This is a genomic window from Mesorhizobium sp. BH1-1-5, assembly GCF_020165615.1.
Lineage (GTDB): Bacteria > Pseudomonadota > Alphaproteobacteria > Rhizobiales > Rhizobiaceae > Mesorhizobium.
Map to the genome: position 1 here is coordinate 24,989 of NZ_JAIUIM010000026.1, position 12,128 is coordinate 37,116.

11 protein-coding genes are annotated in these 12,128 nt (G+C 63.4%); 6 read left to right on the plus strand and 5 right to left on the minus strand.

Annotation, left to right across the window (positions count from 1 at the left end; genetic code table 11):
* Window positions 1-6: 6 nt before the first annotated feature.
* Window positions 7-933: a sulfotransferase family protein gene (locus tag LB572_RS27250; RefSeq protein ID WP_224669927.1), complete on the plus strand. Its 927-nt coding sequence runs from the start codon at window positions 7-9 to the stop codon at window positions 931-933.
* Between the two features lie 67 nt (window positions 934-1,000).
* On the opposite strand, the gene LB572_RS27255 is transcribed toward LB572_RS27250, so the two are convergent.
* The 5 genes from LB572_RS27255 to LB572_RS27275 all read right to left on the minus strand — a co-directional run bounded on the left by LB572_RS27255 (window position 1,001) and on the right by LB572_RS27275 (window position 8,761).
* The gene (locus LB572_RS27255) at window positions 1,001-1,180 is read right to left on the minus strand and encodes a Flp family type IVb pilin (RefSeq protein WP_140806715.1); all 180 of its coding nucleotides are present in this window, start codon (window positions 1,178-1,180) and stop codon (window positions 1,001-1,003) included.
* Window positions 1,181-1,414: 234 nt separating this feature from the next.
* Window positions 1,415-6,550, minus strand: a complete 5,136-nt coding sequence (locus LB572_RS27260; protein ID WP_224669928.1) for an autotransporter domain-containing protein — start codon at window positions 6,548-6,550, stop codon at window positions 1,415-1,417.
* A 496-nt stretch (window positions 6,551-7,046) separates the two neighbouring features.
* On the minus strand, window positions 7,047-7,379 hold the full coding sequence (locus LB572_RS27265) for a hypothetical protein (protein WP_224669929.1): 333 nt from the start codon (window positions 7,377-7,379) through the stop codon (window positions 7,047-7,049).
* A 153-nt stretch (window positions 7,380-7,532) separates the two neighbouring features.
* Window positions 7,533-8,264, minus strand: coding sequence for an SDR family oxidoreductase (locus tag LB572_RS27270; RefSeq protein WP_224669930.1), 732 nt, complete (start codon window positions 8,262-8,264; stop codon window positions 7,533-7,535).
* Window positions 8,265-8,299: 35 nt separating this feature from the next.
* The gene (locus tag LB572_RS27275) at window positions 8,300-8,761 is read right to left on the minus strand and encodes a VOC family protein (RefSeq protein WP_224669931.1); all 462 of its coding nucleotides are present in this window, start codon (window positions 8,759-8,761) and stop codon (window positions 8,300-8,302) included.
* A gap of 127 nt (window positions 8,762-8,888) precedes the next feature.
* On the opposite strand from LB572_RS27275, the gene LB572_RS27280 reads away from it, so the two are divergent.
* The 5 genes from LB572_RS27280 (at window position 8,889) to LB572_RS27300 (ending at window position 12,068) form a co-directional block, all read left to right on the plus strand.
* Complete coding sequence (locus LB572_RS27280; protein ID WP_224669933.1) at window positions 8,889-9,776, plus strand: transcriptional regulator GcvA; 888 nt, start codon at window positions 8,889-8,891, stop codon at window positions 9,774-9,776.
* Window positions 9,777-9,877: 101 nt separating this feature from the next.
* Window positions 9,878-10,105 (plus strand): hypothetical protein, encoded by a 228-nt coding sequence (locus LB572_RS27285; RefSeq protein WP_224669934.1) that lies wholly within the window; start codon window positions 9,878-9,880, stop codon window positions 10,103-10,105.
* 198 nt (window positions 10,106-10,303) lie between these two features.
* Entirely contained in the window at window positions 10,304-10,606 is a 303-nt protein-coding gene (locus tag LB572_RS27290) for a DUF982 domain-containing protein (RefSeq protein ID WP_140806708.1), read from the plus strand.
* A 27-nt stretch (window positions 10,607-10,633) separates the two neighbouring features.
* Complete coding sequence (locus LB572_RS27295; protein WP_140806707.1) at window positions 10,634-10,918, plus strand: DUF982 domain-containing protein; 285 nt, start codon at window positions 10,634-10,636, stop codon at window positions 10,916-10,918.
* Window positions 10,919-11,069: 151 nt separating this feature from the next.
* Complete coding sequence (locus tag LB572_RS27300) at window positions 11,070-12,068, plus strand: L,D-transpeptidase family protein (protein ID WP_224669935.1); 999 nt, start codon at window positions 11,070-11,072, stop codon at window positions 12,066-12,068.
* Window positions 12,069-12,128 lie beyond the last annotated feature (60 nt).

Here is a 12,128-nt window from a genome sequence, read left to right on the forward strand (position 1 = left end):
GGCAGAATGTTCTGGTTGTTTCCGCCGGCTGGACCAGCAGGATGTCCGGCGCTTGCCCCGCCCTCCAGATCGCCGTCGTCAGCGGCAATTGGCTGTTCGTCGCCGACCGGATATAAGCATTTCCTATTGCAATCCCCGGAAGAAAAAGGTTCATTAAAATTTCCGGGGGAGAATAAAATCGTGAATAGGGGTGTGGTGCGGCTTCTTCCGAAGCCCAGGGTTTCTATATTCATTTGCGGTTGTGGACATACGGGGTCGACCTTGCTCGCCCGGATATTGGCCGCCCATCCTGATATTTTCGCCATTCGGCGCGAGACAAGTGCTTTCGTCTCCCGAAACGGCGCGCGATGGACCAAGCTAAGCCTGATCTTATTGCAAGCGGCAATTTCACGCCGCAGCATCTGGGTCGAAAAGACGCCGAACCATATCCACTACACAAGGCAGATAATCGAGACGATCCCGGGCGCGCGCTTTATCGTCGTCACACGCGACGGCAGGGATATCGTGGCTTCGCTCGGACAGCGTTACGACGGCGATTTCGACAAGGCTTTCCAAAGATGGATCGCCGACAGCAAGGCCTCGATGCTGCGCGTCGAAAAGGGCGAAAGCATCCTGTGGCGTTATGAGGACTTCATCGAATCGCCGGCGCTCTCCATCGAACGGCTATGCCGCTTCATCGGCGTGGCCTTCGACCCAGGCATTCTGAACTATCACCAGCAGCCCGTCGTGTGGGGGCGGGAAAAAGCGGTGCGCACGGCGCATTCCGCTCGCCGGCACACGCAGGTGAACCAGCCGATCACCGACTACAGGGGGAACTGGCGATCCAGCCTGCCGACGGAAGTGGCCTGCCGCTTCGAGGCAGGCGAAGCGCGGGAGATCATGGACTATTTCGGATACGCGCAGACCGAGCGTCCGGCGCGGCATTTGACATAACAAGCCGGCTTTTCCGGCTGGCCCCGCCGCATCCAATCGCCACAGCATCCCGCAGGCGGAAAGCCGCCTACGGCGCGATCGCGTTGCTCACGGAACTCGCGATGTTGACGAATTGGGCATTCAATGCACCACCCAGCGAGGTCGCGCCCACTAGGATCGCCACGGCGACGAGCACTCCAATGAGCGCATACTCTATCGCTGTCGCGCCAGATTCATCGGCACAAAACCACTCGATCATACGCTGCATTTCTAACGCCCCAGCCAACAACAGGCCCGGGAGTTTACCGCGACAGGCCTGCACTTCGATTAATCGAGCCCGTCAAATTGAAAGGAATTGCAGCCGGTTCCGACCGGTATGGTGCTGGCTGTGCCGACGCTGCTGTAGCGATCGCGCATAGAATTCCGGCGCCCGTCCCCACTATCTCTTTGTTTTTTAAGCAATTCCGGACGGAAAACCGCTCACACTTTTCCTGGAATTGCTCTAAAATCTCACATCCAGCCTTGCATTGAACCCGTTCTGGCTGGCGCCCGAGGCGAGCTGGCCGCGATAGTCGAGGCCGAGCGTGGCGTTGGGCGAGAGCGCAAGGTCGAGGCCGGCCTCGACCAGGGCGGCATCCCTGGCGATCGGAGCGGTGATGACGAAGGGATCGGAGCCGTCGATGGTGAAGACGGCCTCGGCCTTGGCATCGTAGGCGTGACGCCAGCCCAGCGTGCCGCGCGCGGTCGCCGTCATCGAGCCGAGGCTGAAATCGGTCGAAGCGCGCAGGCCGAGCGTGGTGAAGGTGGCGTCGGTGGTCGAGGACGGGCTGGTGAGCGCCGCCGCGCCGCCCTTCTCGGCGAAGCCATCGCTGTGCAGGTTGATGTAGGCGAGATTGGCAAAGGGCTCGAGGCCGACCGATCCAGCTTTCAAATCGTAGGCCAGCTCGCCGAAGGCTTGCGCCGTGCCGGCGTTGTAGTCGGCCGACAGATGGTCGCTGAAGCCGGGGAAGTCGACACTGCGCGCGGTCGATATGTCGTGCCAGGTATAGGCCGCCCCCGCCCGCAGGCCCAGCGCGCCCCACTGGCCGCCGCCATAGAGGCCGAGATGCCAATTCTGGCTGTTGCCGGACGACATGTCGGCGTCGAAGCTGGTGTGGCTGTAGCCGGCGACGACGCCGGCGCGCCAGCCGCGGCCAAGCGCTGCGTCGATGCCGGTGAGGAAGCCACCTGTGGACGAGGAGACGCCGCCGTCCAGATGCCCCCAGTCGCCGAAGGCGTTGCCCCAGGCCGCGGGCGCCAAAGTGTCGGCCGGAGCGAGCGCGGCATCGATCGCGGCCGTGGCGCGATTGTCGGTGCCTTCCTCGCCATAGGCGATGACAGGTGCAGAAGCGGCGGCGACAGCGCCGAAGGCGGAGCGCAGGCGTGCATCGATGATGTCGCCGATGAGCTGGCTGGTCTCGATCAGCACGCTCCTGCCCGAAGCGTGGATGCCGCCCGACAATTGGTCGAAAGCCGAACGCGCCGCGTCAGCGCTGGGCACGCCGGCAACCGCGTCGAACAGCACGTTGCCGTCGCCCAGGCCTTGCACGGCATCGGCCACGGCGCATTGGTTGGCGCTGCCCGCCACGGCGCAGAAGTCGACATTGTTGCGCACGGCCCTGATATAGACCGAGGTCGGATCGTAGGTGAGCTTGAGATCGACGAAGGGCGTGTTCTGGTCGAGCGTGTCATAGGCGCCGCTGACCCCCTTGGCCGCCGTCAGGATCTTGTAGTTGGTTCCGGGCGTATAGCTGCCGGTGGCCTTCGAGGCGTAGACGGTGCCGCCTTCGATGGTGGCGGTGCCGGTCACCGAGATCAGGTCCGAGGTGCCGTCGGGCGCGATCTCGGCGAAATAGGTCGAGCCGGCCTGCTGCACATAATTGCCGTCGATGGTCAGCGTGCCGATCGAGCCGCCCGGCGAGACCGTGCCGCCGGAAGCCACGGTGACGGTGCTGCCGGTGCCCGAACCGATTTTGCCGTAGCCCATCAGCGTCGCCGTGTCGCCGACGGTGAGCGAACCACCGAGCTTTGCCGTGCTGCCCGCGGTCGAGCCGACGACCAGCGTGCCGCCGGCTACCGTCGTCAGACCGGTGAAGGCTGAACCATCGCCGTCATAGGTGAGCTTGGCCGAGCCGCTCTTGGTGAACCCGCCGGCGCCGGAGAGCGTGCCTGCGAACGAACCGTCGAGGCTCTGGCCGACGGTCAGCGTGCCGGCGCCGAGCTTCAGCGCGCCGCCGCTGCCGGAGAGATTGTTGACGCTGGCATCGCCGGCGAGGCCGGTCAGATCGAAGGCACCGCCATCGATGGTCAGGCTCGAGCTCGCGGCGATCGATCCGGTTCCCGTCAGCGCAAGAGTGCCGGCGGCGATCGTGGTCGCGCCAGCGTAACTGTTCGCGCCGCCAAGCCTGAGCGTGCCGGCGCCCTCTTTGGTCAGGCTGCCGGCGCCGCCGACGACCTGGTTCAGCAAGAACTGGTTGCCTGCGTCGGCGATGTCGATCACACCGTCGCCGGTCAGCGTCACGGCGCGGGTCGTGCCGGTGTCGGCCGTTCCGGTGACCCTGAGCGTGCCGCCATTGAGGGTCAGCCCGCCCGCGGCATCGCCGAGATTGGCGTCCGAGGAGACCGACAGCACGCCGGCCGCCAGCGTGGTGCCGCCGGAATAGATGTTGGCGCCGTTGAGCACCAGCGTGCCGGCGCCGGTCTTTTTCAATCCATCCGTGCCGGCTAGCACATTGTCGATGGTCGCCGTCCATGCCGCCGAGCCAGCGCTGCCGTCGCCGACCCTTATCTCCACCGGTGCCGGATGATCGGCATCAGCCACCAGGCTCAGCGGGTCGCCCGTCAGGCGATAGCCGTCGGCGGCGAACTGCATACCGGTCGCGGCGACGGCTCCGTCCGAATTATCTACGTTGACCATGCCGGCGGCCCCGCCGAAAATAGCGAAGCCAGGTTGCGGGGCCATCGGGGCAGTGACCGAGCCGTTCGCATTCGTCCAGACCGGCGAGGTGCGCGACCAGGTGCCACTGCCGCCGCCAAGCTGGGTGCTGTTCGCCAGGCCATCGGCGTTCCAGAAGTTGAGCGTCAACCCGGCGGTGTTGATCAGGTTGATCTTCTTGTCGACGGTCAGAATCTGAATCGAAGCGCCAGCGGGTGGAGCAAAACCGCCGCCGGTGATGGTCAGCGTGCCGCCCCATGTGAAGAGGTTATACAGGCCCGGTCCCATGTCGCCGGTGTCTGTGACCTTGAGCGTCGAGCTGCCTATCGACAGGTTGCCGGTGACGTCGACGCTGTCGCTTTGGCCGGGCGTGCTGAAGTTGGCCCCCGGTGCGCCGAACTCGAAATCGAGCGTCGCGCCGTCACCGATGGACAGGTCGCCGTTGACCGTCAAGGTGCCGATCGAAGCACCCGGCGCCAGCGTGCCGCCCGAATTGACTATCGTCGATCCGACGCTGCCGTGGCCACCGAGCGTGCCGCCGTTTCCGACCAGAACGTTGCCGGCGATGGCCGCGCTCGAATGGCCGTCGCCGCCGACGATCAGTGTGCCGCCCGAAACCGTCGTCAGCCCGGTGTAGGTGTTCACGCCGTTCAGCGTCAGCGTGCCGGAGTCGGACTTAGTCAGCGCCACCGTGCCGGCGCCGTTCTGGATAATGCCGCCGAAAGTGCCTGAACCGGAGACCAAGAGCGAGCTGGCGCCCGCCGCCGAATTGGTGACAAAGCTGCCAGTCAGGCCGTCCAGCGTCGCCACGATCTGGCTGTGACCGCCAAGATCGAAGGTGCCGGCATTGGTGGTGTCGAGGGCGCCGGGGCCGATAAACCCACCAGAGCCAAGCTTGATCGTGCCCGCCTGGATCGTCGTGCCGCCGCCGTAAGTGTTGGCGCCGCCCAAGGTCAGGATCCCGCCGCCGGTTTTGATCAGTTTGCCGGCACCGCCGATCGTTCCATTCATCGCGGTGTCGGTGCCCAGGCCGCCCACGGTAAGCGTCTTGCTTCCGAGCGTAACGCTGGTGCCCGCCGCGCCGGCGAGCGAGCCCATGGTCTGATCGGCCGCGGACATGTCGAGACCGGCGCCCGGGCCGCTGAGCTTCAAGGCAATGGATTGCGAAAGGCTGCCGACGCCGCCCATGGCCACCGTACCGGCCGCAATGTCGAACGTGCCGGCAAAGGAGCTGGCTCCGCCGAGCGTCAGAGTTCCCGCGCCGTTCTTGGTCAGATTTCCGATGCCGGACAGGGACCCGTTGAGGGCCAGCGCGTTGTTGCCCGCCAGGGTCAGCGTGCTGCCGGCGTTGAGAACAATGTTGTTGGCGACGTTGAAAGAGGCCCCTGTGGAGTTGAGCGAAGCGTTGCCACCGACGGTCAGCGTGCCAGATCCCAACGCGCCGGCATTGCCCAGTATGATGCCGCCGGCGTTCAGATTGACGCCGCCGGCAAAGAGGTTCGCGCCACTCAGCTTCACCACGCCGGTGTCGTTGATGGTCAATCCGCCACCGCCGGTGATCATCCCGCTCAGTTCGAAGGGATTGGTTCCCGCCAGCGTCAGACGCGTGCCGCTGCTTAACGAGATGGCGTTGGCAAGGTTCAGATTGGCCACCGAGGCGGCGATAGCGCCGCCATTCACGGTCAAGGTACTGTTACCGAATGCACCGGCATTATCGAAATTGACGAGGCCGTCATTGATCGTTGCGTCATGGCTGGCTACGGCGCCCTGAAGGTTCCACGTGCCGCTGTTGATCTCCAGATGTTCGAAATGCAGATAGGTTGAAGCGCTGATTGTGGTCACCGCGCCTCCGGTGCCAGACCCCGGACCGGTCGTCGAATTCTGCAGCACGAGCGCGGTGGCAGTGCCTATTCCGGCATCAACCGTTCCCGCCGCCGCGACCTCGCCGACGCCGGCGACCGAGGTCTCGGCGGCGTTGCCATTGCTGGTCACGCTCGACCCGGACACCGCTGTGAACGTGTTGAAGGCCGCGGTGTCGCCGAGATAGACGCTGCCATTGACGGTGCCGGCATTGACGAAGCTGTTTCCGCCGATCCCGGAGGCACCGAAGACGACGCGGCCGGTAATCGTGCCGCTGTTGGTGAATTGGATGTTGCCGCCGCCATAAACTATGACAGCCACCGAATCGTCCGCGGTGCCCGCATCGAGCACCGACATGCCGATGGTGCCGCTGTTGGTTATCGAGGTCGTGCCGCCCCGGGCATTCTGCACGACAAGCGCCTGGCCGCCGAAACTTGTGGATGCGCTGTTCGCGAGACCGTTGATGACGCCGCCGGATTTGTTGTCGACAATGATGGCGTTGCCGCCGAGGGTATTGTTGCCGAGGACCGCGCCGCCCTCGGCGGAACTGCTTAGACCACCCGCCAGCGGATCGATGGTACCTTGGTTCGTAAGCGTTATGCCATTGCCGGAGAGCGTAAGCGCGTCGGTTGGAAAGGCCGGGTCGACGCCCAGAGCGGCGCCGCTCTGCACATTGAACGTCACGCCGTCGATGTTGCTCACAAAGTCGTTGGTGACGGGGCCTGGGGCGCAGGTGATCGTCGTGCTGACCATCGAGCACGCGGCGTAAGCGGCCTGGCTGGTGGAACTGAGCAGCAGGGCCAAGACAATCTTTTGGCCGGCGCTGCCGCGCCCCGCCAGCAAACAACCGACATTCATCTTGCCATTTCCACCCGCAGTATCCGACCGACCTTGCATCGGACAGATTCAACGATTGCATTCTTTAGCGGGACCCAATTGCCGGGCAAGTACTTTTGTTCGACATGCGGCTGGTCCGGATATTCCGCGCCGGCATGATGAAATCGGGCAACATATTACGTTAGTCTAAAATAACAGCGACGGAGTTGTCGTGGCACTTTGGAGTCATAGTGTCGGTTTTCAGTCTCGCCCACACGATGATCGCGATCAGCGACACCAACAGCATGAACAGCGCATTCCTGTCGAACCTCCGGACGCGACTATCCAGATTGCGGTGACCGCAGCCAGGACCGACAGGCTAAGGCCAAACAGGAAACCGAGACGCCTAGACTATGCTTTCAGGCGCTAAAGCTTGGTTTCCTGCAAGGATAAGATGTGCGGACGGGAATCGAAAATCCACCGGTTACTGCGTGAGCAACCGGGATACTTTAAGGCGCGGCGCGAAGAAGCAGCGCAAATAGGGCTGGTTGGTGATGACGTATTTGTTCTCGCAGATATGGTATCGGCCGTCCGGTGACTCCTGCACGCGTTCGCGCGGGATGTTGAATCCATCGGGCAAATAGACGTAGCCGCCATTGGCCGTGGACTGCACCGAAGACTCCGGTATGGGGCGGCAATCGGTGCCGCCGCAGCATTTGAAGTTCGTTACCGGGTCGACCTTGTTTTCGTACCAGTCATGGGCGTTGGCGCCTGTCGCGGCGGCAAGGCACATGGCGGCGACGATGACCCTTCGCATGGCATTCCTCGACGAGGCGGAGGCATTGCTCATTCGGGTGTCATGTATATTAGCGTTTCGCGGGAAACGCCATGTTAGGCGAAGATCTGGCGGCGACTCTCGGACAGCCACAAGTGAGGCCGGATCCTCAGACAGAGGTTCGGCCTTGCCCCCTCACACCAACCGCTGCCCACCGTCGATGTGGATGGTCTCGCCGGTCATGAACGCGTTCTGCATCAGATAGAGATAGGCCGGCGCGATGTCGGCGGGCCTGGCGATCCTGCCGGCCGGGATGCGGGCGCCCATCTCATTGAAATAGCCCGTCTTGGCCGCGCCGACGATCTCGTCCCACATCTCGGTGTCGACCCAACCGGGCGAGACGATGTTGACGCGGGTCGGCGCAAGCTCCAGCGCGAGCGCGCGGGCGAAATAGCTGAAGGAACCGGCGACCGCCGAGACCACCGAGCCGCCCGGGACCGGCGGGCGGTCCTTGTTGATGCCGGAGGTGAAGATCATCGAGCCACCTTTGTTCAGCGTGCGCACGGCGTGCTTGGCGAGCATCACGGCGCCGATCAGCTTGCCGTCGACGAAGCCGCGCACGGAATCCATGTCGGTCTCGCCGATCGGATCGTTGGGTGGCGGCGTGCCGGCCGTCGCCACCAGATGATCGAAGGCGCCGACCGCATCGAACAGGCGAGCGACGTCCGCCTCGTTGGCCATGTCGGCGGCGATGCCCGTCACGCGCCCCGACTCGGGGAGCCGCATTTCGGCGGCCTTCAGCCTGTCGCTGGAGCGGCCGGCAATCACCACTTCCGCGCCGCTTTCAAGTGCGGCGCCCGCGACGCCGAAGCCGATGCCGGAACTGCCGCCGACGACAATGATCTTCTTTCCCGTGATACTGCTCATGGGTCTTCTCCGTCTTTCCGTGATGGGTTTCGAAATCAGGCGCGACCGGCATGGGCCGCTTCGATGTCGGCGAGGATGATCTTCTTCATCGAATACATCGCCTGGCGCGCCCGGCCGGCCTTCGCGCGGTCAGGGTCGTTCATCAGCCGCAAGGCTTTACTGGGAATGACCTGCCAGTAGACGCCGAACTTGTCCTTCAGCCAGCCGCAGGGCTGTTCCGAGCCGCCGCCGGCGGTGAGCGCGCTCCAGAAATAGTCGGTCTCGGCCTGGTCTTCGGTCTCGATGTAGAGCGAGATGCGCTCGTTGAAGGGCGGCACCCCGCCAGCGTTCAAAGCGGTGAAGCGCTGGCCTTCGAGCTCAAAGTCGAAGATCGCGTGCGGCTTGTCGGTGAACTCGATCGAGCCGAGCGCCCGGCTGTTCTTGAAGACCGAGAGATAGAAGTCGCGCGCGGCTTCGGCGTCCAGGTTGAACCACAGGAAGGGATGAACGGTAACCATGGCGTCCTCGCAGGCTTGAGTGAGCGTTGATCACAAATTCTGTGAGGATTTTTGGCTGGAACAAGCTCGACGGACAAACCAAAATTTGGCAAGGATTTGTTACCATAACTCACAGATCGCTCTCGCCATGACCCGCAGACTGCCGCCGCTCAATGCCCTCCCGGCCTTCGAGGCCGCCGCTCGCCACCTGAATTTTTCCAGGGCCGCGGACGAGCTCAATCTCACGCATGGCGCCGTCAGCCGGGCGATAAAGCATCTGGAGGAGCAGCTCGGCGTGCAGCTCTTCGAACGCGCAACGCGCTCGGTGCGGCTCACCCCTGTCGGCAAGCCCTATGCGGTTGCCGTGCGCGAGGCCCTCGACCAGCTCGCGCTGGCGACGCAAACCGCGACCTCGCGCCATTCCGGCTCGACGCTCAACGTCAGCACTTCTGACGGCTTTGCCGGAAAGTGGCTGGTGCCGAGGCTCTACCGTTTTCACCGCGCGCATGGCGATATCGACGTGCGCGTCTCGACCACGGGCAGGCTGACCAATTTCCGTGGCGACGGCATCGACGTCGCCATCCGCTATGGCGCCGGCCACTATCACGGACTGACCTCCGAGTTCCTTACCGGCGAGGAAGTGTTTCCCGTCTGCAGCCCGAAGCTTCTGGAGGGGCCGCATCCACTGAAGACGCCGCGAGACCTCAAGCACCACACGCTGATCCGCGACGGCTACCGCATCGACTGGGCCGCGTGGCTGGCCAGCGCCGGCGTCGAGGGCGTCGACCCGAACAGCGGCCTCACCTTCGATTCCGCCACATTCGCGGTGGAATCGGCCGTGCAGGGCGAAGGCGTGGTGCTCGGCCGCACCATGTTGGTCTCGGCAGACCTCGCAACGGGGCGGCTGGTGCGGCCTTTCGACCACGCGCTGAAGGCGGTCTCCAGCTTCTATCTGGTCTACCCGCCGGAAGCGATCCGCCAGCGCAAGGTGAAGGCGTTTCGGGATTGGCTGTTTGGCGAGATTGGGCCGCTTTAACAGAGGGCTCTCGGCTGGTCAGATAATCGAGCCGGCCGAAGCAAAGCTCATCGAAAATCCCCTGCTTGCGAAGACGTCCCGATTGCGCGATGCTCCGCAAAATGGCTGGCGAATATCTAGACCACAAACTGGAATGCCCGTTTTGCGGCACCATCCGTCTGCAGATCCCGGCCGGTGCTCAACCCGCAACAGCGATCCATTGCGCCGAGTGCGGCGAATATCTCGGTACGTGGGACGAGCTTCAAACCGATTTCGAGCAGCAAGGCGGTACGAACGGCGTGTTCCGGCTGGATAAGGGGCGAATACAGAAGCTCAATTCCAGTCGCTGAGAAGGCCGACGACGACGGCTTGCGTGTCGCCTGATCGACCAAACGGCGCGCAGAACATTGGGCTTGCCAGTAGGACATGGCCACATCCACCAAGTCCTTGACGGCTCAAACTCATAAACCCATATCGCAGCCAGGGCGCGGACCGCCGCGGTCTCCGCCCCTTCAAACTCAAATTGTTCGTTCGACTTGGAGGATCTTATGAACGATCGGATGTTCGACAGCCCTGTTTTCGTCAAGAGCGGGAACAGCCTCATCCAGGAAATCGCTTGCCTCGAAGACGCCCTGGAATTTCTCTATGAATGGCCCAAGAACAGGCGTGGGCCGATCTATGAAACGGCGCTGCGCGCCTGCCGGCGGGCATTCGACAGCGGGTTTCCGCTGACCGCCGCCAGAGAGGCATTTTGCGGTTTCGCGAAATCCGCCAAAATCCAGGAAGAGGTGAGCACCGCCCTGCCCTGGATGATCGGCAAAGGCGGCAAAGGCGGCGGGCTCAGCGCCTAGCGTCGTCGCGGATCGAGGAAGTTCGCTATGCTCGCAAAACCGTTCGAAAAGCCAATCCGCGTCTGGGTAGGACTGGGATTTCCGCGTCAGTTGAACACCGTCGTGGACGCCTATCAATTCGTCATCGACTGGTGCGGCAACAGCCCCGAGCAGAAGGCTGCGATCCGTGCCTGCAAGGCCGCCCTGGCTGGAGATGTCGATGCGGAAACAGCAAGGGGTGTTTTCGTCGCCTTTGCCCGCAGGAAGGACATCCTCATCGAGGATGCAGCAGTGCCTCCCGCAACGGGAACGGCCCAGCCCCGGCATGCTTGACTGGAGAGGCGACCAACGCCGCCTCTCACCTTTCGTTGCAATTGCAGCCAAGACCGCCGCGACAACCTTCAAGCATTTCCCTCGACAGGAACCAGATCGGAGCTGCCGCGTCATAGGAACAGATCTTTGTCGCGGTCCCGGAGCGATCTCGATGGTCAGGTTCCTTGTTGTTGTCGCAGTGGCGCTCGCGTTCGCGTGCGGCGTCGCGCGAGCAGCCAAGCTGGATCTGGATACGGTCAACCAGGCTCAATTCGCCGAAGGCCAACCCAGCGGCGTCAGCCCGATGCTGCTCAAGGCGCAGGTGCTTCTGGATCGCGCCCGCTTCTCGCCCGGCCTGATCGACGGCCGTGTTTCACAGAACTTCACCAAGGCTGTCGCGGCCTTCCAGGCGGCGAACGGACTGCCTTCCGCCGGCAAGCTTACACGGGAGACCTGGGACAAGCTCGCAGCAACGTCCGCCGGCCCGGTGCTGACGACATACGAGGTCACGGCCAAGGATGTGCGCGGTCCCTTCACCAGACGTATCCCCACCCGCATGGAAAGTATGGCCCGCCTGAAACATCTCGGCTATCGCAACGCGCGGGAGAAGCTGGCGGAGCGGTTTCATGTCAGCGAACAATTGCTGAGGATGCTCAACCTCCGCGCGGGATTCAGCAAGGCGGGCACGACCCTGGTCGTGCCCGATATCGGCCGCCGCGATCCTCCTTCACAGATTGTGAGCGTCGAAGTTGACAAGGCATCCCGCCAGGTGCGCGCCCTCGATGCGTCGGGCAAGGCGACTGCCGTCTACCCGGCCTCTATCGGCAGCGAGGAAAAACCGGCGCCGAGCGGCGCGGCCGAGGTCAAGCGCGTGGTGCACAATCCGACCTATCACTATAATCCGAAATTCGCCTTCAAGGGGGTGAAGACCAAGCGCCCCTTCACCATCGCCAAGGGACCCAACAACCCCGTCGGATCGGTGTGGATCGACCTTTCGATCGAGAGCTACGGCATCCACGGCACGCCCGACCCGGGCAAGATCGGGACCACCTTCTCGCATGGCTGTATCCGGATGACCAACTGGGACGCCGAAGACGTCGCCGCCATGGTCAAGCCGGGAACGAAGGTCGACTTCAAGGACGAGACAGCGCAGGATGGGCAAGCCCAGTGACTGGCGCCGCTCGCAACCCGGCAGGCAGGCCGCTGCATAAATCCAGCTTATCATGACCCC